This is a genomic window from Clavibacter sp. AC415 (genome assembly GCF_979252985.1).
In genome coordinates this window covers 37,514-64,405 of record NZ_CEEDAR010000005.1, presented here as the reverse complement: position 1 = coordinate 64,405, position 26,892 = coordinate 37,514, and the positions used below count along the sequence as shown (strand labels likewise).

Annotated in this window: 29 protein-coding genes; 13 read left to right on the top strand and 16 right to left on the bottom strand. The window is 70.6% G+C overall.

Annotated features, from left to right (window positions below):
* Positions 1–199 precede the first annotated feature (199 nt).
* The 5 genes from ACZ411_RS01735 to ACZ411_RS01715 all read left to right on the top strand — a co-directional run bounded on the left by ACZ411_RS01735 (position 200) and on the right by ACZ411_RS01715 (position 7,810).
* Positions 200–2,113: an RICIN domain-containing protein gene (locus ACZ411_RS01735; RefSeq protein ID WP_464168083.1), complete on the top strand. Its 1,914-nt coding sequence runs from the start codon at positions 200–202 to the stop codon at positions 2,111–2,113.
* A 32-nt stretch (positions 2,114–2,145) separates the two neighbouring features.
* Positions 2,146–3,003, top strand: coding sequence for a family 43 glycosylhydrolase (locus ACZ411_RS01730; RefSeq protein WP_464168081.1), 858 nt, complete (start codon positions 2,146–2,148; stop codon positions 3,001–3,003).
* Positions 2,979–3,623, top strand: coding sequence for an AbfB domain-containing protein (locus ACZ411_RS01725; protein WP_464168079.1), 645 nt, complete (start codon positions 2,979–2,981; stop codon positions 3,621–3,623). The genes ACZ411_RS01730 and ACZ411_RS01725 overlap by 25 nt, the downstream gene beginning before the upstream one ends.
* 144 nt (positions 3,624–3,767) lie before the next feature.
* Positions 3,768–5,165, top strand: a complete 1,398-nt coding sequence (locus ACZ411_RS01720) for an AbfB domain-containing protein (RefSeq protein ID WP_464168077.1) — start codon at positions 3,768–3,770, stop codon at positions 5,163–5,165.
* Positions 5,166–5,632: 467 nt separating this feature from the next.
* Positions 5,633–7,810, top strand: a complete 2,178-nt coding sequence (locus ACZ411_RS01715) for a discoidin domain-containing protein (protein ID WP_464168075.1) — start codon at positions 5,633–5,635, stop codon at positions 7,808–7,810.
* Positions 7,811–8,472: 662 nt separating this feature from the next.
* On the opposite strand, the gene ACZ411_RS01710 is transcribed toward ACZ411_RS01715, so the two are convergent.
* The 3 genes from ACZ411_RS01710 to ACZ411_RS01700 form a co-directional block, all read right to left on the bottom strand.
* Positions 8,473–9,450 carry a trypsin-like serine peptidase gene (locus ACZ411_RS01710; RefSeq protein WP_104289282.1) on the bottom strand — a complete coding sequence of 326 codons (978 nt, stop codon included), beginning with the start codon at positions 9,448–9,450 and terminating at the stop codon, positions 8,473–8,475.
* Positions 9,451–9,991: 541 nt separating this feature from the next.
* Complete coding sequence (locus ACZ411_RS01705) at positions 9,992–10,222, bottom strand: hypothetical protein (protein ID WP_464168073.1); 231 nt, start codon at positions 10,220–10,222, stop codon at positions 9,992–9,994.
* A gap of 143 nt (positions 10,223–10,365) precedes the next feature.
* Positions 10,366–10,854 carry a GNAT family N-acetyltransferase gene (locus ACZ411_RS01700; RefSeq protein ID WP_464168071.1) on the bottom strand — a complete coding sequence of 163 codons (489 nt, stop codon included), beginning with the start codon at positions 10,852–10,854 and terminating at the stop codon, positions 10,366–10,368.
* Between the two features lie 198 nt (positions 10,855–11,052).
* Between ACZ411_RS01700 and ACZ411_RS01695 the strand changes: the two genes are divergently transcribed.
* Positions 11,053–11,622 (top strand): GNAT family N-acetyltransferase, encoded by a 570-nt coding sequence (locus tag ACZ411_RS01695; protein WP_464168069.1) that lies wholly within the window; start codon positions 11,053–11,055, stop codon positions 11,620–11,622.
* Between the two features lie 72 nt (positions 11,623–11,694).
* Here the strand turns inward: ACZ411_RS01695 and ACZ411_RS01690 are convergent, their stop codons facing one another.
* The 5 genes from ACZ411_RS01690 to ACZ411_RS01670 form a co-directional block, all read right to left on the bottom strand.
* Positions 11,695–12,468 carry a hypothetical protein gene (locus tag ACZ411_RS01690; RefSeq protein ID WP_464168067.1) on the bottom strand — a complete coding sequence of 258 codons (774 nt, stop codon included), beginning with the start codon at positions 12,466–12,468 and terminating at the stop codon, positions 11,695–11,697.
* Between the two features lie 99 nt (positions 12,469–12,567).
* Positions 12,568–12,714 carry a hypothetical protein gene (locus tag ACZ411_RS01685; protein WP_464168065.1) on the bottom strand — a complete coding sequence of 49 codons (147 nt, stop codon included), beginning with the start codon at positions 12,712–12,714 and terminating at the stop codon, positions 12,568–12,570.
* 237 nt (positions 12,715–12,951) lie between these two features.
* The gene (locus ACZ411_RS01680) at positions 12,952–13,197 is read right to left on the bottom strand and encodes a helix-turn-helix domain-containing protein (protein ID WP_464168063.1); all 246 of its coding nucleotides are present in this window, start codon (positions 13,195–13,197) and stop codon (positions 12,952–12,954) included.
* A 395-nt stretch (positions 13,198–13,592) separates the two neighbouring features.
* A complete protein-coding gene (locus ACZ411_RS01675) occupies positions 13,593–13,991 on the bottom strand; it encodes a VOC family protein (RefSeq protein WP_104343372.1) in 399 nt (132 codons plus the stop codon).
* Positions 13,992–14,291: 300 nt separating this feature from the next.
* The gene (locus ACZ411_RS01670) at positions 14,292–14,873 is read right to left on the bottom strand and encodes a DUF1349 domain-containing protein (protein ID WP_464168060.1); all 582 of its coding nucleotides are present in this window, start codon (positions 14,871–14,873) and stop codon (positions 14,292–14,294) included.
* Positions 14,874–14,897: 24 nt separating this feature from the next.
* On the opposite strand from ACZ411_RS01670, the gene ACZ411_RS01665 reads away from it, so the two are divergent.
* The 7 genes from ACZ411_RS01665 to ACZ411_RS01635 all read left to right on the top strand — a co-directional run bounded on the left by ACZ411_RS01665 (position 14,898) and on the right by ACZ411_RS01635 (position 21,406).
* Positions 14,898–15,491, top strand: a complete 594-nt coding sequence (locus ACZ411_RS01665) for a sugar O-acetyltransferase (protein ID WP_464168058.1) — start codon at positions 14,898–14,900, stop codon at positions 15,489–15,491.
* A complete protein-coding gene (locus tag ACZ411_RS01660) occupies positions 15,488–16,087 on the top strand; it encodes a TetR/AcrR family transcriptional regulator (RefSeq protein ID WP_464168056.1) in 600 nt (199 codons plus the stop codon). The genes ACZ411_RS01665 and ACZ411_RS01660 overlap by 4 nt, the downstream gene beginning before the upstream one ends.
* Positions 16,088–16,260: 173 nt before the next feature.
* On the top strand, positions 16,261–17,739 hold the full coding sequence (locus ACZ411_RS01655) for an MFS transporter (RefSeq protein ID WP_464168054.1): 1,479 nt from the start codon (positions 16,261–16,263) through the stop codon (positions 17,737–17,739).
* Positions 17,732–18,700, top strand: a complete 969-nt coding sequence (locus tag ACZ411_RS01650) for an alpha/beta hydrolase (RefSeq protein ID WP_464168052.1) — start codon at positions 17,732–17,734, stop codon at positions 18,698–18,700. Before ACZ411_RS01655 ends, ACZ411_RS01650 begins: the two co-directional genes overlap by 8 nt.
* Positions 18,701–18,865: 165 nt before the next feature.
* Positions 18,866–19,810 carry an aminoglycoside phosphotransferase family protein gene (locus ACZ411_RS01645; protein ID WP_464168050.1) on the top strand — a complete coding sequence of 315 codons (945 nt, stop codon included), beginning with the start codon at positions 18,866–18,868 and terminating at the stop codon, positions 19,808–19,810.
* Between the two features lie 142 nt (positions 19,811–19,952).
* On the top strand, positions 19,953–20,777 hold the full coding sequence (locus ACZ411_RS01640) for a S66 peptidase family protein (RefSeq protein ID WP_464168048.1): 825 nt from the start codon (positions 19,953–19,955) through the stop codon (positions 20,775–20,777).
* A gap of 77 nt (positions 20,778–20,854) precedes the next feature.
* The gene (locus tag ACZ411_RS01635; RefSeq protein ID WP_464168046.1) at positions 20,855–21,406 is read left to right on the top strand and encodes a GNAT family N-acetyltransferase; all 552 of its coding nucleotides are present in this window, start codon (positions 20,855–20,857) and stop codon (positions 21,404–21,406) included.
* A 58-nt stretch (positions 21,407–21,464) separates the two neighbouring features.
* Here the strand turns inward: ACZ411_RS01635 and ACZ411_RS01630 are convergent, their stop codons facing one another.
* The 8 genes from ACZ411_RS01630 to ACZ411_RS01595 all read right to left on the bottom strand — a co-directional run bounded on the left by ACZ411_RS01630 (position 21,465) and on the right by ACZ411_RS01595 (position 26,814).
* Positions 21,465–22,022, bottom strand: a complete 558-nt coding sequence (locus tag ACZ411_RS01630; RefSeq protein WP_464168044.1) for a DUF7010 family protein — start codon at positions 22,020–22,022, stop codon at positions 21,465–21,467.
* An 88-nt stretch (positions 22,023–22,110) separates the two neighbouring features.
* A complete protein-coding gene (locus tag ACZ411_RS01625; protein WP_464168042.1) occupies positions 22,111–22,644 on the bottom strand; it encodes a P-loop nucleotide/nucleoside kinase family protein in 534 nt (177 codons plus the stop codon).
* A gap of 434 nt (positions 22,645–23,078) precedes the next feature.
* Positions 23,079–23,675: an NAD(P)H-dependent oxidoreductase gene (locus tag ACZ411_RS01620; protein WP_464168040.1), complete on the bottom strand. Its 597-nt coding sequence runs from the start codon at positions 23,673–23,675 to the stop codon at positions 23,079–23,081.
* On the bottom strand, positions 23,672–24,544 hold the full coding sequence (locus ACZ411_RS01615; RefSeq protein WP_464168038.1) for an LLM class flavin-dependent oxidoreductase: 873 nt from the start codon (positions 24,542–24,544) through the stop codon (positions 23,672–23,674). Before ACZ411_RS01615 ends, ACZ411_RS01620 begins: the two co-directional genes overlap by 4 nt.
* Entirely contained in the window at positions 24,541–24,735 is a 195-nt protein-coding gene (locus ACZ411_RS01610) for a hypothetical protein (protein WP_464168037.1), read from the bottom strand. Before ACZ411_RS01610 ends, ACZ411_RS01615 begins: the two co-directional genes overlap by 4 nt.
* A gap of 202 nt (positions 24,736–24,937) precedes the next feature.
* Positions 24,938–25,333, bottom strand: coding sequence for a winged helix-turn-helix transcriptional regulator (locus ACZ411_RS01605; protein ID WP_172407188.1), 396 nt, complete (start codon positions 25,331–25,333; stop codon positions 24,938–24,940).
* Positions 25,318–25,764 (bottom strand): hypothetical protein, encoded by a 447-nt coding sequence (locus ACZ411_RS01600; protein ID WP_464168034.1) that lies wholly within the window; start codon positions 25,762–25,764, stop codon positions 25,318–25,320. Before ACZ411_RS01600 ends, ACZ411_RS01605 begins: the two co-directional genes overlap by 16 nt.
* 189 nt (positions 25,765–25,953) lie before the next feature.
* Entirely contained in the window at positions 25,954–26,814 is an 861-nt protein-coding gene (locus ACZ411_RS01595) for a LysR family transcriptional regulator (protein ID WP_464168032.1), read from the bottom strand.
* Positions 26,815–26,892 lie beyond the last annotated feature (78 nt).

Sequence of the window (26,892 nt, the reverse complement as noted above, 5' to 3'; positions counted from 1 at the left end):
TTACCGTTAACAGCGGCTGAGGATGGCCCAGCCGGCGACCTCTGCGTCCTTCTCGTCCGCGTGAAGGGCGGCCACGATGCTGTGGCTCGCTCGGAGGGTGACGCCGTCCTGCGTGCTGCAGGCACGCGAGCTGCACCGCGCTGCGGTACTGGCCACGGCCTTCCGCGCAGTGATCGACACGAGATCGAAGGAGCTCTCCATGAACCGAACCGGCAGCACGGGCCTGATCGGCCTGTTATGCGTCCTCCTCACCCTCACCGGAGTCCTAGCTGGCCCAGCGCCGGAGGCGACCGCGATCGGCGAGGCGACGTTCACGAACCCGCTGATCCCTGACGGTGCCGACCCCACCATCGAGTACCACGACGGCAACTACTATGCCGTCGTCACCACGTGGGACAACCGCGTCGTGATGCGGAAGGCACCGACGCTCGAGGGCTTGAAGACCGCAGCGCCCACCACCGTCTTCTCCGACACCACCCCGGGCCGGAACGCCAACATGTGGGCGCCCGAGCTCAAGCGGCTCACCGGACCGAACGGCCCGCGCTGGTACCTGATGTACACGATGGGCACCGCGGGCGACTTCGGCCGACAGCACCTCCAGGTCATCGAGAGCAGCGGGGACGACCCGATGGGCCCGTACACGTACAAGGGGCGCCCCATCCCGACCGACGACTGGAACATCGACGGCTCCTACCTGGAGCTGAACGGCGACCTCTACGTGACGTGGTCCGCGTTCACGCCGGAGCCGAACCGGCTGCAGAGCAACTTCATCGCGAAGATGTCGGACCCGTGGACGGCGACCGGACCGTTGAACGTGCTGTCGCAGCCGACCGCGGCGTGGGAGCGCATCGGCGAACCCGTCAACGAGGGACCCGTGCCGCTGCGGAAGGACGGGAAGACGTGGATCGTGTTCTCGGCGAGCTTCTGCGGCACGGAGGACTACCAGCTCGGCACCCTCCGCTACACGGGCGGCGACCCGGTCCTCGCCACGTCCTGGAACAAGAGCGCCGGCCCCGTGTTCTCCAAGGGGAACGGTGCCTTCGGGCCCGGCCACAACGACTTCTTCACCTCACCCGACGGCACCCAGATCTGGAACCTCTACCACGCCAACGCGCGTGCGGACGGGGGGTGCGCGCGGCAGCGGTCGGCCCGTGCGCAGCAGGTGACCTTCGACGCGGCGGGCGAGCCCGTGTTCGGGACGCCCATCGCGACCGGGACCTCCATCGCCGTGCCCTCGGGCGAGCGCGGACCGATCACCGCAGCCGTGGAAGGGGCTCCCTTCGAGGTCGTCAACCGCAACAGCGGCCTCTGCCTCACCGTGGCCGGCGGCTCCCCCGCCGACGGCGGGGACGTGGTGCAGGGTGCCTGCGGCAACACCGCGCGAGGCGCCGCCAGCTGGATCCTCGACCTGACCGCCGACGGTGCCTACCGGTTCGTGAACTCCGCCACCAGCAAGGTGCTGGACTCCGCCGGCTGCGGGACCGCCGATGGGACGGACGCCCGTCAATGGGCGTGGCTCGCGAACGCCTGCCAGCAGTGGCTGCCGACGCCCAGCGGCGACGGCGGGTACCTGACCATCGCCAACAAGGCGAACCAGAAGGTGCTCGACGTCGCGAACTGCACCACCGCGACCGGCGGTGACGTCCGACAGTGGCGCTCCCTCGGCAACGCCTGCCAGCAGTGGTCGATCCGCCCGGTGGGCCCCAGCGCGGTCACGAGCGTCTCCAGCGGCAAGTCGTTCGACCTGCCGGGCTGCACCAGCGCGGCCGGAGCCGCGCTGCAGCAGCACGCGTACCTCGGCTCGCCCTGCCAGAGCTACTCGTTCACGGCCACCACGGCCGGCGCCGTGCAGATCCGACCCGGGTCCGCCCCGTCGCTCTGCCTCGGGGTGAGCGGCGGGTCGACGGCCGACGCGGCTGCCGTCACGCAGGGCGCCTGCGGCGCCGCGGCCGCCTGGCGGATCGTGCCGCTGCCGGACGGGGCCGTGCGCTTCGTCTCCGCCCTGACGGGCAAGTCGCTCGACCTGGACGGCTGCTCAACGGGCGACGGGTCGAAGCTCCAGCAGTACTCCACGCTCGACAACGAGTGCCAGCGATTCCGGATCTCGCGATGACGCGCGACCACGGACGACGAGAGGACCAGGACATGACCGAGATCACCGATCAGATGCGCTTCGAGGCGCTCCTCAGCCGCCGGACGCTCCTCCTCGGTGCCGCAGGTGGCGCCGCACTCGCGGGGGCCGCGGCCATCGCGGGTCCTGCGGCGCTGCGCGCCGGAGCCGCAGGACTCGCGCTGACCAACCCGCTCGTCCGACAGAGGGCCGACCCGCACATCCAGCGCTCGACGGACGGCACCTACTACTTCACCGCCTCCGTGCCGGAGTACGACCGCATCGTGCTCCGCTCCTCCCCCACCCTCGCCGGACTCGCCACCGCGGTCGAGCGCACGCTGTGGACCCGGCCGGCCTCGGGGACGATGGGCGGCTACATCTGGGCGCCCGAGATCCACCTCGTCGACGGTGTCTGGCACATCTACTTCGCCGCGGGCGACTCCGGCGAGCCGTTCCGCGTGCGTCCCTACGTGCTGCGCGCCGACGGACCCGACCCCATGACGGCGCGCTGGAGCGTCCTGGGGCGCATCTTCACCGCGTGGGACACCTTCTCCCTCGACGCGACGACGTTCGTCCACGCCGGGACGCGCTACCTCGTCTGGGCCCAGGGCGAACCGGGCGTGGACACCGGCTCGAACCTCTACATCTCGGCGATGTCCGGTCCGGCGACCCTCACCGGTCCGCAGACGCGCATCGCCGTCCCCACGGCGCCCTGGGAGACGATCGGCTTCAAGGTCAACGAAGGCCCGTCGGCCCTCGTGCGCGGCGGGCGCGTGTTCCTCTCGTTCTCGGCCAGCGCCACGGACGCGAACTACTGCATGGGCCTGCTCACCGCGGCCGCCGGCGCCGACCTCCTGGCGGCCTCGTCATGGACCGAGTCCCCGGGCCGGTGATGGTCTCGAACGACACGACCCGGCAGTACGGCCCGGGACACAACTGCTTCACGACCGCCGCGGACGGCAGCGACGTCCTCGTGTACCACGCACGCCAGTACCGCGACATCCAGGGCGACCCGCTGTTCGACCCGAACCGGCACGCACGGACCCAGACGCTGTACTACCGGACGGACGGCACGCCGGACTTCGGGATCCCCGTGCCCGACGGGACCCCTCCCGTGCGGTTGAGGTCCGCGAACTTCGCGACCCGCTACCTCCGGCACCGGGACTACCGCGCACGGATCGACCCGGACGTCGCCCCGCTCGAGGACTCCCAGTTCCGGCTCATCCCCGGGCCCGCTGGGGTGGGTTCCGTGGCGCTCGAGGCCATCGGCTTCCCGGGTCGCTACCTCGTGGAGTCGGCGGGCGCGGTGGTGCTGTCGGCACCCGACGGCCGCGCGGACTTCGCCGCCCGTGCATCCTTCCAGCAGCGCGCGGGCCTGTCCGGAGGCGGGTCGTCGTCCTTCGAATCGGTCGCGCGACCCGGCGCGTACCTCCGCCATCGAGACTTCACCGCGTTCGTCGAACCGGTGACCGGAGCCCTCGGCGCATCGGACGCATCCTTCGCGATCGTCTGACCCGGGGAAGGTCCGGCCCCCCTCGTCGGGTGAGGGGGGCCGGATGGCCTCTTCACGACCCGCTGCACCATCCCTCGACGTGTCGAGCGTCGACAGTGCATCCGTTCCGCATGACTCAGACCTCGTCCCATCGAAAGGCCGAACATGTCCTCTCCCACCCTGTCCCGCCGCGATCTCCACCGCCTCCTCGGCGTGGGCGCCGCGGCAGCCCTGCTGCCGGCCGCCATCGCGCCGTCGTCCGCCGTCGCGGCTCCCGGCGATGCGTACGTCATGGGCTACTTCACCGAATCGCCCGACGGCCTCGGCAACGACTACGGACTGCACCTCGCCGTCGGCGCGGACGGCCTCGAGTGGTCGCCGCTGAACCAGAACGCGCCGGTCGTGACGCCCAGGGAGGGCACCCGGGGACTCCGGGACCCGTTCCTCCTCCGCAAGCAGGACGGCACGTTCGTGGTCCTCGCCACCGACCTCGCCGGCACCGACTTCGCCCAGGACAACCAGTACATCCACGTCTTGGACTCGACGGACCTGCGCAGCTTCTCCGGCTACCGCCGGCTCAAGCTGCACGACCTCCCGACGCACAGCTGGGCGCCGGAAGCGTTCTGGGACCCCGCGCGCAACCAGTACGGGATCATCTACTCGGCCTACGACGGCACCCAGGACGTGATCCTGGTCAACTACACGAGCGACTTCCGCACCACGTCCGCACCGCAGACCTGGTTCGACGGCGGTGCCGCCGTCATCGACGCCACCGTCCGAGTCGAAGGCAGCACGCCGTACCTCTACTACAAGCGCGACAACCGCCTCTTCGGCGCGAAGGGATCGCTCGCGCCCCGCGGCTTCGAGAACGGCACCTACACGGTGGGCTACGCCGGTGCCGGGCTGACGGAGGCACCGATCGTGGTCCGTTCCGCCACCAGTGCGACCTGGTACCTGTGGGGCGACGTCTACACGCCCGTCAACGGCGTCTTCACCGTGTGGTCCTCGCCCGACATCTCACGTGACGCGTGGACCCCGCTGTCCCGCCGCGCCTACACCCAGCCGATCAACTCCAAGCACGCCACCATCCAGCCGATCACGGCGACGGAGCACGCGAACCTCATCGCCGCGTGGGGCCTGCCCGTGTGGAACCGGGTGAAGTCCTTCAACTACCCCGACCGGTTCATCCGCCACCAGGCCTTCCGGGCACGGATCGACCCGTACCCCTTCGACCCCTTCACGGACTCCCAGTTCGTCCTCGCCCCCGGGCTGGGGAACGCAGCCGGCGTGTCCTTCCGCTCCCTCAGCGACCCCGCGCTCTACCTCCGCCACTCCGGCTTCCGCCTGGTGCTCGCCCGCGACGACGGCAGTGCGCTCTTCGCCGCAGACGCGACCTTCACGAAGAAGCCCGGGCTCGCCGACCTCTCATGGACGACGTTCGCCTCACAGAACTTCCCCGACCGCGTCATCCGGCACCGGGGGTTCGAGCTCGTCATCGAACCCGTCCTCGCGTCCTCCCCGCAGGCGGACCGAGAGGACGCGACGTGGCGCATCACCAGCTGACGGGGACGCCGGTCCGACGATCCGACGATCCGGCGAGGGGGCCCGAAGCACCCTCGCCGGATCGTCGGCGGGTCCCGGAGCCAGCCCACGGGCGAGCGAGGTTCGGGACCCTTCCACTGCACGTCGGGGGCGCACCCACACATCATCGACGGCAGGGGAGACAGTACCCGATGTCGACCGAGGATGAAAGCACTTTCGGGAAGTTCGGGAATCGAACGAGGCAGCCATCCAGGACCTGACGGCAGAAGCAGGTAGACGTGATAGCCAAGATGCGAAAGTAGTTTCAGACGAGCTGTCATCGCCTTCCGCGCTCCCGCTAGCGTCGCTGGCGCACGCATCGACGCGATGACGAAGCGCGATGTCCGGGATGGGGGTCCCGTCCGCTTCGACGCGTCACCGGGGATGACGACATCCCCCTCCGCCTCCATGCACGGTCGGCGACCGCCGGCACCGAGGGAAGGATCGCCATGCGATCGAGCTCCGTCCTGTCCGCTCTCACCGCCACGACCCTCGTGGCAGCTCTCATCGCCGGTGGAGGCGCGGAGGCCCATGCGGCTCCCGCCCCAGGCGACGCCGGCTTCACCGCCGTCGACGTGCCCGCGCGCGCCGACATCGTGGTCCACGAGGTGACGATCGCGCTGGTCGCGCCGCAAGGGACCACCCCGTCCTTCGACGCTGCCGAAGCCCGCCGTTCGATCGAGCTCGTCGATCAGTTCTATGCGAGAGAAACCGGAGGTGCGATCCGGTTCGAGCTGGAGCGGCTCATCGACTGGCAGACCATCGACGAGCCCATCGGCTGCTCGAACACCGGTGGGCTGCACGACTGGATCAAGCGCACGACCGGCTGGCAGCCCGGGCCGGCGCGGCACCTGGTCGCGATGGTCCCCCCGGGGCCCCCGTGCCCCGAGTGGGCCAACGGCGACCAGCCCGGGGATCCCGACGACGGCGGCGCCACGTTCCAGGGCGGTCCGGACGCGTACCTCCTCGCCCACGAGCTCGGGCACAACCTGTCGCTGCCGCACGCCTTCAGCATCCAGTGCGCCTCCACGTGGGACTACTCCCCCACCAGCGGCGGATGCCCCCGCGACGAGTACGGCAACCGCACGGACGTGATGGGCAACTCGTGGGCGTTCCTGCCCCTGTCCGCACCGAGCCTCGCGCGCCTGGGCACGCTGTCGAACACCCGCGAGCCCGTCTGCGGCGCTCCGCGGACGACGAAGCTGAAGACCCTCGGTGCCGGGCCCGGCACTTCGCGAGCCCTGCGGTGGACGGACCCGAAGGACTCCGGGGCCACCTACTGGGTGCAGTACAACGACCGCGCCGACGCGACCTCCGACGACGGCGCCTACACCAGCCCCTTCCAGGCCGTCCGCAGCGTCTCCGGCGTCCAGGTCCTCCGCTCGAACCCGATCCAGCCGTACGGCGGCGATCTGCTCGAGCGCTCCGGAGACGGGTCGGAGGCCAACGAGTTCGCCCTGGCCGGCGAGACGGTGCAACTGAACTCGGGCATGTCGGTGCGGGTGGACGCGATCGACGAGGTCGCCCGCGAGGCGACCGTCACGGTGACGGTGCCCTGCATCGAGTACACCGGGGACATCACCCGGTTCGCGACGACCAGCGCGTCGACCTCCTCGCCCTGGGCCGGCCCACAGGGTGCCGTCGATGGGAACCCCGGTACGTACTGGGGCACCTGGCCGTCCGCCGGAACGCAGACCCTCGAGCTGCGGTGGCCCCGGACCGTGACAGTGGATCAGATCGCGTCGCAGTTCGCCGCCGATGCCGCCGACGGCCAGAACCAGGGCCTGATCCCGCCCCGCTCCTGGCGAGCCGAGTCCTACGATGCCGCCGCGGGGACCTGGCGCAGCATAACCGGCACGACCCCCGCGACCGGGACGCGGACGCGTGACACCCCGAACGCGATCACGTTCCCCGCCGTCACGACGGACAGGATCCGTCTGGTGTACGCGGCATGGGGTGCCACGGACTACGCGGGCTCCACCGGGGTGTCCGCGGTGACCGTCCGCGGCGTGGCGCCGGTGGGCTCCCTCGTCTCCCGCGGGGCGGCCGCGTCGATGCCCGCAGGGTCGACGGCGGATCTCGTCCAGAGCGTCGACGTCCTCGACCGCACCGGACAGAAGCTGGCAGGACGCCGCATCGCCTTCGACATCACGGGCCCCGCGACCTTCGCGAACGGCGCACGAACCGCCTCCGTGGTGTCCGGAACCACCGGCACAGCCGTGCTGCCGAAGGTGACCGCCCAGACCACACCCGGCTCGATCTCCATCACGGCGTCCGTCGACGGGGTGCGGACCTCCCTCGCAGCCATGACCGTCGTGGGCGCGACTCCTGCTCCAGCCCCTGCTCCCTCGCCGGGATCGGGATCGACGTCAGCGTCAGCGTCCCTGACGAAGGTGAACGGCATCGCCGTCCTCGAGGTGCGCGCGAAGAACACCACCGCCACCGCCGCGACCATCTCGATCGTGACGCCCTACGGCCGAACGACGGTCGCCGCCGTGGGTGCGGGAGCGTCCGTGGAGAAGACCTTCTCGACTGGGCGGCGGACCGTGAAGGACGGCATCGCGACCATCACCACCACCACTCGGACATCGCGCACCACGAACTCCGTCCCGTTCGCCGGGCTGTGACTCACGGCGTCCACCCGAACGTCAGCCGGGTCAGCCGCGGGAGGTCGGACGTCGGTCCTGTCCCGCAACGCGTCAAGGGATGCTTGCGCGCCCGCAGGCGGCCCGTCGTCCGCGCACGCGCTCACGACGAACAGGAGTACCCCTGCAACTGATGCGACGCCGAGGGAGCGGGGACGCGGTCGAATGGCCATGCCATCACCGTAAGAAGCCTGACGTGGAGACGGAGTCGGTCGCGGAGCCGATACCCGTCGGCGCATCGGATGACATGCGGCAGTTCGAGCCACGCACGGCACAGGCCCTGTTTCGATTGGGGATCCCTCGCCGGACCACTTCGGCGCCGAGCAACCGCCGCGGAACTGTGGCTTGCGTCGCTTCGCGGCGGCACAACTGCGGTGATCCTTGTCCGCAGTCCGCAGTCCGCAGTCCGCAGTCCGCAGTCCGCAGTCCGCAGTCCGCAGTCCTCAATCCGGCAGGCCTCAATCCGCAGGCGTTGGTACGGCTACGCGCGCGCGTCACGCGGTCGTTCACGGGCCGATTGCGAGGAGAGTCGCCCAGGACGGCTGTACGGCGGCATGAGGGCGGGGATTCGAGCTCGATTCGCGCCGCCGCGGCCCGCGCTGGTGCGCCGGGGGCGGATCGACTTCTCGCTACCTACCGGATCGTCATCTGGGCCAGAGGTCGACGGACCGGTAGAGGCTGTACTCGACCTGACCCCAGGGCACGAAGATGAGGAGCGGTGAGCCATCTCGGGCCCGTCGCGTCTCCGTGATGACGCCGTACTGTGTCCCGTTCGGGCCGCGTGTCGATGCGTGATATACGGGGCCGCCAGAGGCTCCACCTGGCGGGTCACAGCCGGCGATCTCGAACTCGGGGATCGAAGCCAGCCCACGGAAGTGCCGTCCTTCGCCTGCGCATGTGTAGAGGGGCTGATGAACGTATCCGCTGAGGGGTCGGTATCCGAACGCCTCGAAGTGGAGGCCAGGTGTGGCGGCGTCGAACGCGGGGGCCGGAGCTCCCGCTTGGGGAGCCAGATACTCCTTGGTGCCATTCCACGCCGTCTTCGGCATCATCTTGATGAACGCTGCGTCGTGCCCCGGGTCCTCCGTGGTCCGCCAGTCACGGGAGACCGAGTAGTAGAAGGCCCCCCAGACTCCGAGGGGCTTGTTCGCGCCGTCCCACGCGGGGATGAAGACCACTCGCGTGGACCAGTCGCCGTGGTCGTAGAGGCAGTGGGCTGCAGTGGCGACGACGAGCTGGGAGTCCGAGCGGATGGAGGATCCGGAGCACGAGTACTGCTTCTCACCCACATCGAAGTAGATGCGGCCAATCCAGTAGACAGGCTCGTACGTCCCGGGGCCCTGCGCGATCAGAGACTGTTCGGTGGCGCCCGATGCCGGGGCGGTCACGGCATCGCCCGGGGCATCGAGATCGGTAGCGGCAGCCAGCGCCTCTGGAGTCCAGGAGTTCACAGCGTCGGAGGCTTCTGCATCGGAGAAGCTCCTGCCGGTGTCGTCAGGAGACGCTGTTCCCATCGACGCGGCCGCGTGGGCCGGTAGGGCAACTGACGACAGCCCGGCCAAGATGGCGAGCAGCAGTAGGAGCGCCGGGACGGAGACGCGATTCTTCGATAGTGCAGTCATGTCAGTACTTTCTGGGGCGCGATAGCAGTGCAAGATGCAGCGCACGCGTGCGGGCACCGACCGCGCGCTGCTGTGTGAGTGGACGCTATGGGCGCGGGGCCATGTCGCGTTGCTGGTCTGCACAATCAGCTCCGGCTGTGAGAATCTGCCCAAACTCGTGTGGCCGCTGTGTGTGACAGTGAAGTCGCAGACCGCGACCCCGGCTTGACCACCAGCCCACGCAGGTTGGTGGGCTGGTGGTCGAGCACCGAACGCATCCGACGACCTTCGAGGTGACACGACGAGCCGGATCAGGCCCGCTTCTTACCCCTACGAGCATGTCTCAACAAGGAATCCCCTTCCGGCCGGAGCTCAGCCGCTGCGCCATCGCCCGACATGACGACGATCCACGCGTCGTGTTGCTACGCATCCGCGGCAGCCCAATAGTCGGCGAGCTGCTTCTCATCGGTCCACCAGGTCACGTTCACCGCAGCGGTCAACTCGTCGACAAGGCCTCGCTCACGTCCAGGGCCAGCACGGGGTTCGAACGCGCAGTCGTCCATCACGTGCTCCCCGATTCGGTGTAGAGGTCGGGCACCGGAAGCAGGAGCCAGTAGCCGGCGAACCTGCCGCCCTCGCCCATGACCGGGTCAGCCACGACGGTTCCGCCCGCCTCGAGGCCTGAGCCGATCGTGCCGACGATCCCCCGTCGTGACCAGTCCCCGAAGGCCGGGACGCCGGGGTCCGGGGCCTCGAACTCGGGAGGTGTACGTCGGCGCCACCACATGGCCACATCTTGCTCCTCAACGACCCGCATCCAGTCCCTGGACGACGAACACCGAAACCGAGGGCATCAGAGGGTCCGATCGGGGATCCCTTGCCGGACTCATCGAATGGAGAGCAGATCGGGGACCTAGGGCTCTGGTGGTGTCGCTCTCAGCCGTGCGCCGACAGGGTGCGTGAGTAGAGGATGAGCGATCCGTCGCGACCGGTCTCGAGAAGGCCGGCCCGTGTAAGCACCCGCTGGGACGGCATGTTGGACACCTCTGTGTCTGCGGCCGCGATCTTTGCTCCGTGCTGTGCTGCGAAGCTCAGAGCGAGTTGCACAGCTCCGGTCGCCAGCCCCTGGTTCCGTGCGCTGGGGATGAGGCCGTATCCGAACTCGATCCGTCCCTCTTCGTCAGGCGGTCCGAAGAAGCCGAAGCCTCCTACTGCGCGGCCGTCGGATGAGCGCCTGATGACGTACATGGTGAAGTTCGGGTCGGGATCCGTCGACTGCGCGAGTCCGCGCATCGGGTCAAGCTCGTCAGCGAGTGGGTACTCCGCGTCCCAGTTGTCTCCCGGCTCTTCGGCGCGATCGACGATGCGTCGGGCGAGCTCTGGTGTGATCCGATCGAGAGTGACGCGTGCTCCAGACAGTCCCATGCGGCGAGCTTGTCAGAACGCCGTCGGCACAGCTATCAGGAGCGTCCGGTAGCCGATCCCTTGACGAGACGCGCTTGGCTCGCCCTGTCGCGGCAGCTGCATGCTTCCCTGGAGAAGGGGTCCGCGTCGTCACGATGACCCCATCGCGGCAACTCCTCCACTTGCAGGACGACTGCCGGGCGTCGCTAGCCTCGGGGCATGCCCGCGTCCCATGACCGCATCGCTCTGACGACCGCCCGCCTGACCCTCGAGCCGCTTGCGGCGCGCGACGTCGACGCCTTCACGGAGTACCGGCAGGACCCGGATGTGGCCCAGTACCAGTCGTGGGGAACCGACTACTCCCTAGCTGACGCCCACCGACTGCTCGTGGGTCAGCGCGACGGACGGCTCCCGTCGCCTGGCGACTGGCTACAGCTCGCGGTGCGCGAGACCGCGTCGGGAGCGCTCCTCGGGGATCTCGCGCTGCACCGCCTCGACGGGCAGCCCGACACCTTCGAGCTCGGCGTCACCCTGGCGCGCTCGTCGCAGGGTCGCGGCATCGCCTACGAGGCGCTGACCGCTCTGCTGGACCTCGTCTTCGACCGGGAGCGCGCCCACCGAGTCATCGCCTCCTCCGATTCACGCAACGCCCCGGTCGCACGGCTGCTGACGCGCGCGGGGTTCCGGCAGGAGTCGAGGCAAGTCGACGCCGACTGGTTCAAGGGCGAGTGGACCACCCTCGACGGCTACGCACTGCTCGCCAGCGAGCGGCACACGGCGTGCCTCTGAGCGGCTTCTGGCAGATGCCCGACAGGGATTCCCTACCGGGCAGGTCGCGCCTTCGAGGTCGAGGTACTGCGCTCAGCCCTGGAACCCCAGGGTGCCCTCGGCCCTGGCGCGCTGCGCCCGGGCGGAATCTGTCACCTGTGCGGAGTTGATGTCGTCGTCACCGAGCACGCTCTTCGCAGCGTGGGCGTTCATCTCGTCATCGTCTTCAGCAATCAGCTCGAGAGCGGCGCGCGGCCGATCCGGGCGATGCACGACGGTCCAGCGAACCCCCACAGATCGGTCCTGAGCGAGGCGCAGGAGCTGCTCGTCATCCGGGTAGCGCATACCGCGGGCCGCGGCTGACGCACGGACCTCCCATCTGCGATCGGTGATGAGTCGCTCCATCTGCTCCCGCTCGATGCGGGGGTTCGCCGCGCACGCGGCGCGAACTCGATCGTCGCTGTCGTGCAGCAGAGTCTCGAAGATGTCGAGGTAGTTCGTCGTCTCCGCGATCCGCGATCGGGTCTCAGCGAACGTGTCCGCCATCAGTGCGCGTTGCACGTCGCGTGGCAGCGACCGATCGTCCTGATCCAGGAAGGTGCTCGCGAGTGCGGCGCGCAGCCATTCCTTGCTCGATCGGGCCACGAGCCGTTGCAGCGATGGCCGCTCCGCCAGGTTCGAGGCTGCGGTGCAGCGCACCGATTCGTCCGGGTCGTCGATCAGAAGGGCGATGGTCTCGTCGTCGGTTGCTGGGTTGTCGGCGACTGCGTACCGGACCGACATCGAGGGGTGCGTGCTGAGCGATCGGAGAACGTTCGCGTCCTTCGCGTCAGTGGCCTCGAGCGCGCTTGCGCGGACAGTGGGCATGCAGGGATGGTCCCACAGCACGGTGGCAGATCAGCGATACCGAGCTGCCAGGAGGCCACTACGCGGCGTGTCCGGCAGGGGACCGCTCTCCGGACGGCCTCAGAGACGCGGGAGCCGGCGCCGGTTGTAGAAGCGGAGGGCCAAGTTGCCGACCAGGATGACGACCGTGACGATGCCAGCACCCAGAGCCAGGCGAGGTAGCCGGTCAAGATCCGTGAACGACATGACTCCGAGTGCGAGGACCACGGCAACTACCGTCATAGACGCGGATTGCAGGTAGGACAGCCCTCGTGCGCGTCGCTGCTGCTCTAGGAGATCCGCATCGAGGTCGCCTGCGTCCGGGGCCGTCATGCGCTCAGACTGCCAGAACGGCATGGTTCACCCGACGCCACGGCGCCCTCGTCGCTGCCCGTCTCAATGGACCCGTCCGGTGAAGAGTCCGGTGGAGGGGGTGGGGCTGGACGAGACACCCTCCGCGGCCTCTCAGCTGCTTGTCGCGGCCGCTGCGTCGGCTCTCTGAATGTCCCGAAGTCGGCGGTAAAGCGTCGACCTCGACATGCCCACGTTGCGCGCGACCTGGGCGGCCGGCTCGCCGGCATCGATCAGCCGGGCAGCGTTCTTGACCTGGCTGTCGGGAACGCTCCTACGCTGGTCGATGCGCATCGCCGCGGCCCTCGGATCGCCGCTGGTGCCGTGGCCCGGTGCCGTGCACGAGGTCACCTCAGCCACGAGCGCCAGGCACTCGAGGTCACGCGCAAGGTGCGGCGAGCCGTCTCGGGGCCCTGATGCCGGTCCGATGCCCGACGAGCGACACACCGACACGAGCCGCCAGGGCGGGTCGCCGCCTGAGGGACCTGCACCCGCGGCCCCTGCGCGACCGTCGGAGGCTCCCCGCCTCGGTGCTCACCGGCGTGGCACGCGAACTCGACGCGAGGTGAGGGTCCGTGGTCCGCTCGCGCCGACTTCGAGCATCCGGTCGCCGCCGTCGACCGCCGAGCCACCGGCGACGACGGCCGGGTCGCGACGGCCACCGACGCCGTCATCGCCCTTCCGCGGGCTGACCGGTCGTCCGGATCGGCTCCTGTCCGCCCTCCGGCATGCGCAGCCGCAGGGCGCCGACGCCGTCAACCGTCGTCGCGCGGCGTGAAGAACTCGAGGGCGATCTCGTCGGGATCCCGGAAGCTGAGCGCCGATCCGTACGAGACGTCGACGATCCCGCCGTGGGCGATGCCGAGGCCGGTGAGGTGCTCGGCCCAGAGCGCCAGCTCCTCGCGGCTGTCGACGGCGAAGCCGAGATGGTCGAGGCCGGGCTGGAACGGGGTGAAGGTCCCGGTGGTGGTCGGGGTGTGCTCGGTGAGTCCGAGGTTCGTCCCGCCCGGGAGCGCGAACAGCTCGCGGCGGAGGTCCTGACCCTCGAGCTGCGCGGCGGGCGGTGCGCCGAAGACCCGCTCGTAGAACGCGACGCTGGCCGCGAGGTCGCGGACGGTGAGGGCGAGGTGGTGGATTCCCGAGAAGCGCGGCATCTGACCAGTCAACCCGAAGCCGCGGGCTGCCTCGATCGTCGTGCCGCTGGTCGGACATCCCCACGCGATCCCTCCGCCGCAGCTTCGGGCGATCCCGCCTCGACTCCCCCGCCGGTCACCGATGCACGCGGACCGGCATCTCACGGGCGAGCCTCAGAGCACCCTCGGCGGCGGCACGGGCCCCACCTGCGCGTCCCGCTGCAGCAGCACCACGGTCGGCACCACCGACGGACGTCGGCGCCGGACGTGCCTGCACGAGGACCTGTGCGGCGAGGGGCGCGCCGGGCGGGCCGCCTGCTCCTAGGGGTGCAGGCTCGCATCCGCAGGCCCGGTCCGCCACGCGGCGAACCGGACGGTGAGCCCGGCCCTCGACGGGGCGCAGCACATCGGGCCGGCGGTCACGGCGGCGTCGGGATCCAGTGGCGCCACCCGCACCAGGCGCCACGGCTCGTCGTCGACGCGCGCGCGGACCGTCAGCGCGTCGCCGGAGCGGCTGGCGCGGATGGTCACGAGCCGGCCGTGCCAGCCGGGGACGGGCGCCAGCGACCAGTCCGACATGCCGCGCGTGACGACGGCCCCGAGGCCGTCCTCGCCGTCGCTGCGCTCGACGCCCGCCTTGGTCCACGTCGTGTCGTCGACCTTGACGAAGATGCCGGCCTGGTCGAACTGGGCGGAGAAGTCGAGCAGGAACGAGACCTCCATCGCCGTCCCCTGGTCGAACGGCGCGAGGAGGGCGTGCTCCGTGTCGTGCACGAAGCCGTAGGAGGTGACCCGCCAGGCGTCGCTCCCCTCGACCGCGGTGACGCGCATGCCGTCGGCGTCCACCTCCACGTGGGTGGGCGCGGTGGTCCAGGTGCCGGAGGTCCAATCGATGTCGATCATGGGGCCGAGTGTACGCTTGTACACATGGCTACCGACCACTTCGCCGGAGACGACCGCAGCAACCGCGAGCGGATGCTCGCCGGCGACCCGTACATCGCCGACGACCCCGAGAGCGCCCGCCTGGCGCAGCGCGCCGTCCGGCTGGCGGACGCGTGCCGCCGTGCCGCTGTCGAGGATGAGGCCGCGGCACGCCCCCTGCTCGAGGAGCTGCTCGGGTCGCTCGGCTCGGACGCGTTCGTCAAGCCGCCGCTGCACGTCGACTACGGGGAGAACATCCGCATCGGCGCACGGACCTTCGTCAACTGCAACCTGACGGCTCTGGACGTCGCCGCGATCACGATCGGCGAGGACTGCCAGATCGGGCCGAACGTCCAGCTCCTCACGCCCACGCACCCCATCGATCCGCAGCCCCGACGCGACAAGCTCGAAGCGGCCCGCCCGATCACCATCGGCGACAACGTCTGGCTCGGCGGTGGCGTGATCGTCTGCCCCGGCGTCCGCATCGGCGACGACAGCGTCATCGGCGCCGGATCGGTCGTGACCCGGGACATCCCCGCGGGGGTGGTCGCCGTCGGGAACCCCGCCCGGGTGATCCGCGAGATCGCGCCCCGGGGATGACGGCCCCGGCTCCTGCCCGGTCGCCCCGGCGATCGGATCCGCACCGTCGGGATCGGATCGTCGAGGCTTGCCTCGACGTGATCGCCGACGTCGGGGTCGACGGGACGACGCATCGCCGGGTGGCCGCCGCAGCCGACGTCCCGCTCGGCTCGATGACCTACCACTTCGACGGCATGGACGACCTGCTCCACGAGGCGTTCACGCTCTTCGCCGACCGCGTCGCCGAGCAGATGCGTCGCCGCATGAACGACGCCAGGACCACCGAGGAGACAGAAGCCGCCGTGGTCGACGTCATCGTGCGCGACCTCCTCGGGACGCAGCGCGACCTCGTCCTCACCCACGAGCTCTACACGCTCGCTGCCCGCCGACCCGAGTACCGCACCATCACGCAGGCGTGGATGGCCCGCAGCCGCGCAGCCCTCGAGGAGCACGTCGACGCCGCCACCGCGCGCATGCTCGACGCGCTCATCGAGGGCCTCTCCATCCACCGCGCCCTCGACCCCGAGCCCCCGGACGAGGCCTTCGTGCACGAGGCCGTGCGGCGCATCCTGCGAGCGCCGGGCGCGACGACCGCAGGGGGTCCGCCGCCTCGCTAGACGATGGCTCCGGACGCCGCTCGCAGGACCCAGGGGGTCCTGTCGAGCGCACGCCTGCCGAGCGTGTACGGTGTCCCCATCTGAGGTAAAAGGCAGGCCGCGTCCATCCGCGGCATGCGCGCACACGCGGCATCGAACGATCCGCCACTTCTCCCCCGAGAAGGAGTGCGCCCATGGTGCTCGATGTCCCCCGATCCCCCACGCGCGACGCGAAGGGGCATCCCTCCCCGCGTCGCCTGCGTGATGCATGGATCGCCCTGTCCGGCCTCTCGGCCGTATTCCTCTTCGAGATGCTCGACGACTCGATCCTGAACGTCGCCCTGCCCACCATCGGGCGCGACCTCGACGCCTCGACGTCGGGCCTGCAATGGGTGACGGGCGCGTACTCGGTCGCGTTCGGCAGCCTCATGCTGCTGTTCGGCGCGATCGCCGACCGGTTCGGACGCCGACGGGTCATGCTCGCCGGGCTGGTCATGCTGGCCGTCGCCGGCTCGGCCGCCGTGCTGGTGACGTCCACGGATCAGCTGATCGCCGTCCGCGCGGTCATGGGGGTCGCCGCGGCGATGACCACGCCCGGTTCGATGGCGCTCGCCTTCCGGCTGTTCGACGCCGAGGACCTCCGGGTCCGCGCGATGACCGTCATCTCCACTGCCGGGCTCGCCGGGCTCGCCGTCGGCCCGACCGCCGGCGGGCTCGTGCTCGCGGTCGCCCCCTGGCAGGTGCTCCTTCTCGTGAACGTGCCCATCGCGGCGCTCGCCTTCGTCGGCATCCGCGTCGGCATCGCAGCCGACGCCCGAGCCGAGCTGCGCCCGGACCCGATCGACGTCGTCGGCGCGCTGCTCGGCACGGCGACGATCACCGCGGCCCTCGTCGCGCCGACGCTGTTCGTCGGGGGCGGCTCCGGATCCTGGGCCCCGTGGGCCGCCACCGCTGCGGCCATCGCGGCGGGGACCGCCTTCGCCGTCCGCCAGCGCCGCGCCCGGCACCCGCTGCTGGAGCTGCGCCTCATCTCCCTGCCGCTGGTGTCCAGCGGCCTGGCCTTCAAGGCGGCGGCCGGTCTGGCGGTCGCGGGCCTGTCGTACCTGGTGACGCTGCAGCTCCAGCTCGCGTGGGGGTGGCCCCCGGCACTCGCCGCCGTCGCCCTGCTCCCGCAGGTGGTCGTCCTCCTCGCCAGCGGACGCCTCGTCGGCCCGTTCGTCCGGCGCGTCGGCCTCGACCGTGCGGCCCTAGCGAGCGCGACCGCCGTGGTCGCCGGGCTCGCCGTGTTCGCCGTCCTCGGCCGCCTCGGCTACGTCTGGGTGCTGATCGCCCTCGTGCTGGTCGCCGCCGGGGTGCGCGTGGTCGGCGTCGTCGCCGGGACGAACGTGCTGCGCGGGCTGCCGGCGGACCGGACCTCCGTCGGCGCCGCTCTGGTGGACACCTCCAGCGAGCTGGCGACGGCCATCGGCATCGCCGCGACCGGCACGATCCTCGCCGCCTTCGTCACCGGGAGCATCACGAGCGCACCCGCGACCGCATCCGGGCTCGCGCAGCTCCACGGGGCGATCGCCATCGCCGGCTCCACCCTCGCCCTCGCCGCGGCCGCGCTCGTGGCCCTCGGCGCCATCCGCTCACGCACCACCACCTCGAACCAGGAGCCCGCCCATGTCTGACGCACTCGCCCGCCCGCCCTTCGACCCCGAGCTCGCCGAGTTCCTCACCCGCATGCAGGAGCACGGCCCCTTCACCCTGACCACGGAGATGCTGCCCCGCATGCGCGAGCTGGGGATGACGGAGCAGGAGCTCGACGAGTCCCTCCGCGCGCGCGGGCTCGAGCGCCGGACGGTCACCGTCCCCGGGCACAGCGGCGACCCGATCGCGCTCGGCATCATCCAGCGCATCGGGCGCACGGGCTCCGCTCCCTGCTTCTTCACCATCCACGGCGGCGGCATGATGTTCGGCCACCACCTCGGGAACCTCGACTCCTACGACGACTGGCTGCTCACCCACGACGTCGTCCTGGTCACGGTCGACTACCGCCTCGCGCCCGAGCACCCCGATCCCTACCCGGTCGAGGACTGCTACGCCGGCCTGGTCTGGACCGCCGAGCACGCCGACTCCCTGGGGATCGACGCGGACCGCATCGTCCTCGTCGGCCAGAGCGCAGGCGGCGGGCTCGCGGCGGGCACCGCCCTGCTCGCCCGCGACCGGAAGGGGCCGCCGCTGCTGGCCCAGATCCTGATCTCGCCCATGCTCGACGACACCGACTCGACCGTCTCGACCCGGCAGATCGACGGCGTCGGCGTCGCCGACCGCGCGATGACGCGCTTCGGGTGGGAGGCATACCTCGGCGACCGCCGTGCCGGATCCGACGTGTCCGTCCACGCCGCTCCCGCGCGGGCGAGGGACCTGTCCGGGCTCCCCGAGACCTACATCGACTGCGGCAGCGCGGAGGTCTTCCGCGACGAGACGGTCGCCTACGCGAGCCGGCTCTGGGAGGCCGGCATCGCGGCCGAGCTCCACGTCTGGCCGGGGGCGTTCCACGGGTTCACCAGCATGATGCCGCAGGCAAGACTGTCCCGGACCGCCGTCCACGCGCTGGCGGGGTGGACGACGCGGCTCCTGAGCAGGTGACCGGGCAGCAGGGCGCCCCGGTAGGGCACACGGCGCCACTGCGCCGGAGGGTGGACGATCCGGCCGGCTGACCGCACGCACCTCCGTCCTCGACGGCGTGGGCGTGCAGCGCCGTCGTCGGCGACCCTTCCCCGGATATGGAAATCGGTCCTGTACCGTCGCGCCATGGCGATGCACACCGACGAGCACCACGTCGACGCGACGACAGCACGCCTCTTGATCGCCGAGCAGTTCCCCCAGTGGAGCCACCTCCGCGTGCGACCCCTCGCGACCGATGGCACCGTCAACGCCATCCACCGCATCGGCGAGGGGCTCACCGCGCGGTTCCCCCTCCGCGCACAGGACCCGTCGGCCGTCGACGCTGAACTCGACCGGGAGGCGCGCGCGATGCGCGAGCTCAACGACAGCTGCCCCTTCCCCACGCCGACCCCGATCGCGTTAGGGCACGGCGGACACGGCTACCCCCTCTCCTGGTCGGTGCAGACATGGCTGCCCGGAGACGTCGCGTCGCCGACATCCGTCGCCGACTCGACCGCCTTCGCGCTCGACCTCGTGACGCTCATCCGTGCGCTCCGCGCTGCGGATGTGCGTGGTCGCGCGTTCACCGGGATCGGGCGCGGCGGGCACCTCCCGGCGTCCGATGCCTGGATGGAGACCTGCCTGACGAACAGCGCGGGGTTCCTGCCCGTCGATCGACTCGGTGACCTCTGGAGCTGGTTCCGCACCCTGCCGCCTGCCGGCCCGGACGTCATGAGCCATGGCGATCTGACACCCGCGAACGTCCTCGTCCATGAGGAGCGCGTGGTCGGCGTCCTCGACGGAGGCGGCTTCGGGCCGGCAGACCCAGCCCTCGATCTCGTCGCGGCATGGCACATGCTCGACGGTGACGCTCGCGCGCTCCTCCGCCGCGAGCTCGACAGCGACGACGTCGAATGGCAGCGAGGTGCAGCATGGGCCTTCGAACAGGCGATGGGCGCCGCCTGGTACTACCGCGAATCCAATCCGGGCATGAGCGCTCTCGGCCGGACCACCCTGGCTCGGATCCTGGACGACGCGAGCATCGCCGCCGCAGCCGGCGGCTGGCTCGGATCCCGAGCTCCCATGCGATGAGCTGCCGCGCGTGGGTCGCGGCCTGCAAGTAGGGTCGGCCGTCATGGACGCGACGATGCCGAGACCCCGACGACTCTCCCCCGGCGACTCGGTCGCACTGGTATCCCCCGCGTCATGGCCGGACGACGACGTACCGGCATGGATGGTCGAGCGGATCGAGGCATGGGGGCTGCGGGTCGTCATGGGCACCCATGTCCTCGATCACCGGGGCTACCTCGCCGGCCGCGATGAGGATCGCCTGGCTGATCTCAACCGCGCGATCCGCGATCCGGAGATCCGCGCGATCATCGCGACGACGGGCGGCTGCGGCAGCTTCCGGCTCCACCCTCACCTCGACCTGGATGCGCTGCGCGCGGATCCGAAGCCCCTCGTCGGCTACAGCGACATCACAGCGCTCCATCTGGCATGGGCCAGCGCCGGCGTCCCCGCGCTCCATGGTGCGATCGCCGGGAAGCACGGCGACCACGTCCGTCGCCTGCTCCTGGATGACGCCGAGACGGTCGTCACGACCGACGTCGAAGCGCTCTCCGCGCGGCTGACGACCACAGGGAAGGCGCAGGGTCGACTGCTCGGCGGCAACCTCGAGATGATGGCCCGCAGCGTCGGGGTCGTCGACATGGACCTGACCGACGCGATCCTGCTCCTCGAGATCAACAGGGCCGCCGGACTCGGCATGGTCGACCGCGCCCTCACCCAGCTCCGCTACTCCGGCGCGCTAGACGGAATCGCCGCCGTCGCACTCGGCAGCATCGACCAGTTCGCCGGATACGAGGACCGCGGATGGACGATCCTCGACGTGCTGCGCGACCACCTGGACGCCCTGAGGGTCCCCGTCCTGGGCGGCCTGCCGCTGGGCCACGTCGAGGACCTCGTCCCCGTCCCCGTCGGCGTACCGGCCACCCTGGACACTGCGACCGGAGAGCTCACCGTCGCTCGTCCGTTCGCCGAGCGAGCATCCGGCGGATGACCGGCGTGTGGCGATCCCCGCCTGGATGGCCGGGCCGACCGGCCGCCGGACCGCGGGCCGCGCCCTAGGTTCGGATGGTGGACGAGCGCATCGAAGTCGTACGGCATGAGGATCTGAGCCGCACCCGCCTCGAGCAGCTGCAGGTGCTGTTCGACCACGAGTACCTCGACGACCACGGACCCTGGACCCCTGATGCGCCGTACGGCTACTCCCCCGCGGACGTGCACGTGCTCGTCACGCACGGGTCCGAGCTGGCCGCGCACGCGGGATTCCAGCGACGCGTCACCGCCGTGGGAGTGCACGACGTCGCCGTGGGCGGGACGGGAGGCGTGCTCGTCAGCGAGCGCGCCCGAGGAGGAGGTCTGGGCGGTCGCCTCATGAGCCGTCTCGCCCGCACGATGCGCTCGACGGCCGGCGTCGAGTACGGGTATCTGGGCTGTCGGCCGGAGGTCGCGCCGTTCTACGCCTCCAGCGGGTGGCGACCCGTAGCGGCCGATGAGCGCTCCCGATCACGACGGGACGGAACCGTCGTCGTGACGACCGATGACCCGATCCTGATCCTCCCCGTGACCCGAGCCGTCTCCGACTGGCCGGCGGGAGTCATCGACCTCCGCGGCACCCCGTGGTGAGCGACGCCGGGACTCCGCCGGCGCGTTCCAGGACGATGAGATGCGTCCTGGCGGCGGCTCAGCCGGCTCGGCGCGCGAAGAGGCCGAGGGCGTAGGCGAGCAGCATGCCGCCCATCGCGAGGCCGGCGATCACGGCGACGAGCTCGGCCGCCGCGGTGAGGAGCCCGACGGTGCCGAGCACGACGAGCATCGCTCCCAGCCAGGTGAACATGCGCTCGTGGAAGGCCCAGGCGAAGGGCAGGAAGTGCAGCCCGACCACGAGCACGATCAGCGCAGGGCGGAGCTCGTCACGGCCGGCGTCGACCAGCGCGTCCGTGCCCACGCGGATGAGGGCGAGCTCGCCCACGACGCAGAGCAGGTACACCCCGATCGCGACCCGCGACGGCGGCACGAACCGGCCCAGACCGCGAGGTCGGACGAACAGCATGCCGAGCGTCGCCACCACGATCACGACGACGAGGACCTGGACCGCCACGGCCGCCGCGTCATCCAGGCCGCCCGCGTACGAGAACACGAACGTCGCGGCGCCGACGAGCCCGGCCAGCGCTCCGATGCGCCGCGGGTCGACGAAGCGGGGAGGGGTCCCCGCCCGGTCGGTGCGGGTGCCCTGTTCCATGGGGCGAGTGTAGGACCGGGGCTCGATGGACGCCACGGCGCCGGATCCCCTCACGCGCTCGTCGGCTCCTCCACCGGATGGGGATCCCCTATCGGACGTGAGCGTCGAGGAACTCGAGCGCCTGGTGGACGGTCTCCTCGAGCGGGCGGGTGCTGTCGATCACGAGACGGTCATCCGTACGTGCTTCGTATTCCTCGGCGGTGCGCTGCACCGCCTCCCATGTCGGCAGGATGAAGCCGGGCAGATCGTTCTCACGGTGCTCCACGCGCCGACGGTGCTCGTCGGCATCGGGACACACGACCTCGATCACGCGCAACTCCACGCCTGCGGCCTCTGCTGTCGAGACCCAGCCGGCTCGCGCCAGCTCCACACCGCTCACCGCGTCCGCGATGACCGTCTGGCCACGGCGCAGGTTCGGAGCGGCGATCGCGTGCATGACCGAGTACGCGGCGATCCCCGACTGCTCTGGCGGGATGCCGTGCTTCCACATCGCCGCCTCGATCGCATCGAGCCGCAGCAGCACGGTCGGGACCTCCTCCGCGATCGCGGCCGACAGCGTCGACTTCCCCGCACCGGGCAATCCGCACACCTGTACCAGCATCATCAACCCCTTGATCGACACGTCCCACCTGTCTACCGGACAGGCCGGAGCGACGCATCGACCGTCTCCTACCGGGACTCGGACACAGCCGCACCGTCACCGGCGCCGAGGCCTTGGCCGGGAATCCCCTACCGGCGAGGTCCACCCGGGTCCGGACGAGTCCCTGCCGTTCGGCGCGTCCGGCGGATGGACCAGGAGATGGTCAGGGCGAACGCCGCAAGGCAAGCGAGGGCCGCAGCAGAGGACTCCACGAAGGCGCAGCACCCTGCGGCCGCGGACATGACCCTGATGCGGATCCGATCCTGTCGTGTGACGCTCGAGATGACGGCGGAGACCGTCAGGGCGACGGCGCTGACGACCACCCCGAAGCCGAGGCCCACGGCGGCGCCGACGATCGCGCCGAACGTGGAGAGCCTGGCGGACCCGGTCCCTCCCCGCGACCCGACGGATGACGGCTACGTGGCCGCGCCGTGCTGGTCGCGGAGGTCCGGATCCGCAGCCGGTCGTTCCTCGGTGGCGCGGATCAAGGCGGGGAGCACGTCGTGCAGGCCCATCTCGATGCGGCTGTAGACCTCGTTGTTGAGCACCGTTGTGCCGTCGAAGTCACCCGCGTTCGCGTAGAAGCCGACGGGGATGGTCGCGGCCTGGAAGAACGCGAACAGCGGCCGGAGCTCGTGCTCGATGACGAGAGCGTGCCGGTCGCTCCCGCCGGTCGCCACGAGGATCACGGGCTTGTTCGCCAGCGCGTACTGATCCACCAGGTCGAAGAAGTGCTTGAACATGCCCGAGTACGACGCGCGGTAGACCGGCGTCGCTGCCACGAGCACGTCGGCGGTCTCCACCGCGCGGATCTCCGCCTCGACGGCCGCATCCACGTCCTCGCGCTGCACGGCTCCCGTGAAGGAGGCGCCCAGGCGGTGGATGCCGACGTGGTGCACCTCGATCGGGAGCAGGTCCGCGAGCGTCGCCGTGACGAGATCTGCGAGGCCGCCGGTCTTGGATCGCTCGTTCGGGCTGCCGTTGACGACGACGACCTCGAGTGCCCGGCTCACGCAGCCGCCTGCTCTCGGCGCGCGAGCTCTGCGCGCACGACCGGGGCGACCTCCGTGCCGAGGCGCTCGATGGACGCGAGGTGCTCCTTCTGCGGCACTCCCCCGAAGCCCATCTGGATCACGGCGCGGGTCACCCCGTAGAGCTCGTGGTAGGTCATGAGCTTGTCGATGATCTCCTGGCTGCTGCCCACGAGGAGTCCACCGTGCTCGGAGGCCTGCGCGTCGAAGGCGCGTCGGGGGATGTCGAACCCCGTGCCGCGCTGGTGGTTGTTCTCCCGCATGCCGATGCGGAAGTAGGGGAACATGACATCCCGGGCCTGCTGACTCGAGGATCCGACGTAGCCGTGCGTGTTGATGCTGATCGGCGGGCGCTGCGAGTCGTGGCCCGCCTCCGACGCGGCCTGCCGGTACATGGCGACAGTGCGCAGGTGCTGGTCGACGGGTCCGAGCAGCAGGGCCAACGCCATCGGCAATCCGAGTCGACCGGTGCTGACCGCCGAGGCCGGCGATCCGCCCACCCCGACCCATACGGGCAGGCCTCTGACCGGGCGCGGTGCGATGTCGACCCGGCGCAGGTCGTTGGTGTGCGCGCTTCCCGCCCACTGTGCGGGGTTGCTCGCGCGGATCGCCAGGAGGGCGTCGAGCTTCTCGCGGAACAGGTCGGCGTAGTCGTCCAGCTCGTATCCGAACAGGGGGAACGACTCGCTGTACGAGCCGCGTCCGGCGATCATCTCCGCCCGCCCGTTCGATACGAGGTCGAGCGTGGAGAAGTTCTGGAACACCCGCACCGGGTCCTCGGAGCCCAGCACGGTGACGGAGCTCGTCAGGCGGATCGCCCTGGTGAGGGCGGCTGCGGCACTGAGGATCATGTGCGGCGCTGACGCGATGAAGTCGGATCGGTGGTGCTCCCCCCTACCCCGAATACGTCGAGCCCGACCTCGTCCGCGACCACCGCCTGCTCCAACGTCTCCGCCATCCGCTGCTGAGGCGAAGGGGTGACACCGGTGGTGAGGTCGGAGGTGATCTCACCGAAGGTGATCGCTCCTAGTTCGAAGGGCATGACTGTGTTCTCCTCGTGCTCGTAGGGAATCCGATGCGGGGTGTCCCCCGTCGGAAGTCGTCGTGGGAATCGCTGCCGCGACGGACGGCAGACGTGCTGCATGCGCACTGATGGAGCGCACAGGGCGCGCTGGCCAGGTGCGACGCTCCCGGGCGCCGGTGGAGACCACCGGCCGTCGATCGGCGGAGATCCGGTCGCTGCGCTACTCCGCGCCCTCGAAGCGGTGCTCGGGCGTGCGGGTCCCTGCCAATGCGTGCGCGTGACCCCAGAGGACGATCTGCTGGAGGATCGGGAGGAGCTCTGCGCCCCGTCCGGTGAGCGAGTACCGGACCCGCACGGGTGGCCCGTCGAGGACCTCCCGGACGACGAGGGAGTCGTCTTCCAGCTCACGGAGCCGACGCGCCAGCATCGTGTCGCCGATCACCCCGATGAACCTGCTGATCTCGGCGAAACCCGTGTTGCCCTGACCGATGGCCTCGATGATCAGCCCCGACCACCGCCGGCCGATGACGTCCATCGCCGCCACGAAGGACGGGCATGCCCCGACATCGAAGGACGCACGCGAATCCGGCGCCGTCTCGTTCAGGTCCTCGACCATCGCACTACCTCTCTCGTAGTCACTACACAAAAGGTAGCACATGGGTCGGGAGCGCGGCAATGACGGCCGTGACGAGACGCGACTCGTCGAGCCGCGGCGATGCGCGGTCGTGCTTCGAGCTGATGGCCGGGCGCTGAGCTGGAGCGCACCGCCGCGAGCCACGCGACGACGCCGGCACCGCCCGAGAGCCCATCGGCAACGCGACGCCGACCACCGCGGAGGCGACGGTGATGAGCAGGAGGCCGGGCAGCAGGTGGTCGACGTAGGGGGGTGTTGCCGGTGTCGATCGCACCACCGACGACGTAGGGGAACAGCGACAGGAACGCGATGGGCGGCACCGCGGTCATGACGGTCGTGTCCGGGCTGCGCCAGACGTGCGTGAGGGAGCGCCCGGTCATGACCGTGGTGTCGTGGATCGGGTGGGCGGACATCATGCCGCCTCCTCCCGGCGGCCGAGGACGGCGAGGAGGTCGTCCGCGAGCGCCGACTACTTCTCGACGTCCTGCGGGCAGCTCGCGCGCGACGACCGATCGCGCCTCTCGTCGGGCTCGCGTGGGGGCATCCCGCCGTCGTCGGACAGCGATGGGATGCCCGAGCGGTGCGACGCGAGCGCCGCGGGATCACACGAGCAGTTCGACGACCGCAGCCGCGAGCGCGGAACCCGCTCGTGACGGCGTGATCGCCCCGATCCTCCACGACAGGTCGCCTTGGATGGCGAGTCGTGCGAGCCCCGTCTCCCGCTCGGCGAGGTGGTCGGGGACGACCATGACGCCGAGGCCCGCCTCGACGAGCGAGAACCCGACGGTGACGTCATTGACCTCGTAGCGCCCGTTCCGGACGACCGCCGCTCGGTCGAACGCCCCGTCGACGATGTCGCGGAGCGCCCACTGCCCGCAGAAGTCGATGAAGTCCTCGCGCGCGAGGGACGCGAGCGAGACCTCCGGATGCGCGGCGATCCCCGACCCGGGAGGGGTGACCGCGACGAGGCGCTCGCGGTACAGCTCGCGGACGACGAGGCCCGGTTCGCGGGCCTTGCGCAGCGGGACGACGGCCACGTCGAGGTCGCCGGCGTTGACGTCGCGGAAGAGGTCGCCTGCAGGTGCCTGGCGCAGCGTCACCGTCACGTGCGGATGCTCTCGCCGCATCGTGGTCAGGGTCTCGGTCATGCCCCGCCACGCGCCCTGCGTGACGCCGATCCGGACCGTGCCGCGGAGCTCGCCGTCGGGTCGCGCGACCGAGGCGCGCGCAGCGTCCACGGCGCGGAACACCTCCCGCGACCGCTCGAGGAGCACGCGGCCCTCGTGCGTGAGCGACACCCGGTGCGTCGACCGGTCGAAGAGCCTGACGTCCAGCTCCCGCTCGAGCCCCTTGATGGAGGCGCTGATCGCGGACTGGACGACGTGGCACCGGCTCGCGGCGCGCGAGAAGTTCAACTCCTCGGCGGCGGAGACGAAGTACTCCAGCTGCTTGAGATCCATCATCTTCCCATCTGATGACCGTCATCTCAGATCATCGATCTGAGTGGGGATTGGTCCAGCACCGATCTTGCTTCGATCTCC

Excerpts from the sequence above, each read along its gene's own strand:
- ACZ411_RS01695 (WP_464168069.1), top strand. The coding sequence starts at position 11,053 with ATGCCCGCGTCCCATGACCGCATCGCTCTGACGACCGCCCGCCTGACC.
- ACZ411_RS01600 (WP_464168034.1), bottom strand. The coding sequence starts at position 25,764 with ATGTCCGCCCACCCGATCCACGACACCACGGTCATGACCGGGCGCTCC.
- ACZ411_RS01615 (WP_464168038.1), bottom strand. The coding sequence starts at position 24,544 with ATGATCCTCAGTGCCGCAGCCGCCCTCACCAGGGCGATCCGCCTGACG.
- ACZ411_RS01610 (WP_464168037.1), bottom strand. The coding sequence starts at position 24,735 with ATGCCCTTCGAACTAGGAGCGATCACCTTCGGTGAGATCACCTCCGAC.
- ACZ411_RS01665 (WP_464168058.1), top strand. The coding sequence starts at position 14,898 with ATGGCTACCGACCACTTCGCCGGAGACGACCGCAGCAACCGCGAGCGG.
- ACZ411_RS01710 (WP_104289282.1), bottom strand. The coding sequence starts at position 9,450 with ATGACTGCACTATCGAAGAATCGCGTCTCCGTCCCGGCGCTCCTACTG.
- ACZ411_RS01655 (WP_464168054.1), top strand. The coding sequence starts at position 16,261 with ATGGTGCTCGATGTCCCCCGATCCCCCACGCGCGACGCGAAGGGGCAT.
- ACZ411_RS01720 (WP_464168077.1), top strand. The coding sequence starts at position 3,768 with ATGTCCTCTCCCACCCTGTCCCGCCGCGATCTCCACCGCCTCCTCGGC.
- ACZ411_RS01735 (WP_464168083.1), top strand. The coding sequence starts at position 200 with ATGAACCGAACCGGCAGCACGGGCCTGATCGGCCTGTTATGCGTCCTC.
- ACZ411_RS01675 (WP_104343372.1), bottom strand. The coding sequence starts at position 13,991 with ATGCCGCGCTTCTCGGGAATCCACCACCTCGCCCTCACCGTCCGCGAC.
- ACZ411_RS01690 (WP_464168067.1), bottom strand. The coding sequence starts at position 12,468 with ATGCCCACTGTCCGCGCAAGCGCGCTCGAGGCCACTGACGCGAAGGAC.
- ACZ411_RS01670 (WP_464168060.1), bottom strand. The coding sequence starts at position 14,873 with ATGATCGACATCGATTGGACCTCCGGCACCTGGACCACCGCGCCCACC.
- ACZ411_RS01660 (WP_464168056.1), top strand. The coding sequence starts at position 15,488 with ATGACGGCCCCGGCTCCTGCCCGGTCGCCCCGGCGATCGGATCCGCAC.
- ACZ411_RS01630 (WP_464168044.1), bottom strand. The coding sequence starts at position 22,022 with ATGGAACAGGGCACCCGCACCGACCGGGCGGGGACCCCTCCCCGCTTC.
- ACZ411_RS01730 (WP_464168081.1), top strand. The coding sequence starts at position 2,146 with ATGACCGAGATCACCGATCAGATGCGCTTCGAGGCGCTCCTCAGCCGC.
- ACZ411_RS01645 (WP_464168050.1), top strand. The coding sequence starts at position 18,866 with ATGGCGATGCACACCGACGAGCACCACGTCGACGCGACGACAGCACGC.
- ACZ411_RS01595 (WP_464168032.1), bottom strand. The coding sequence starts at position 26,814 with ATGATGGATCTCAAGCAGCTGGAGTACTTCGTCTCCGCCGCCGAGGAG.
- ACZ411_RS01715 (WP_464168075.1), top strand. The coding sequence starts at position 5,633 with ATGCGATCGAGCTCCGTCCTGTCCGCTCTCACCGCCACGACCCTCGTG.
- ACZ411_RS01605 (WP_172407188.1), bottom strand. The coding sequence starts at position 25,333 with ATGGTCGAGGACCTGAACGAGACGGCGCCGGATTCGCGTGCGTCCTTC.
- ACZ411_RS01650 (WP_464168052.1), top strand. The coding sequence starts at position 17,732 with ATGTCTGACGCACTCGCCCGCCCGCCCTTCGACCCCGAGCTCGCCGAG.
- ACZ411_RS01700 (WP_464168071.1), bottom strand. The coding sequence starts at position 10,854 with ATGGGACTGTCTGGAGCACGCGTCACTCTCGATCGGATCACACCAGAG.
- ACZ411_RS01640 (WP_464168048.1), top strand. The coding sequence starts at position 19,953 with ATGGTCGAGCGGATCGAGGCATGGGGGCTGCGGGTCGTCATGGGCACC.
- ACZ411_RS01725 (WP_464168079.1), top strand. The coding sequence starts at position 2,979 with ATGGACCGAGTCCCCGGGCCGGTGATGGTCTCGAACGACACGACCCGG.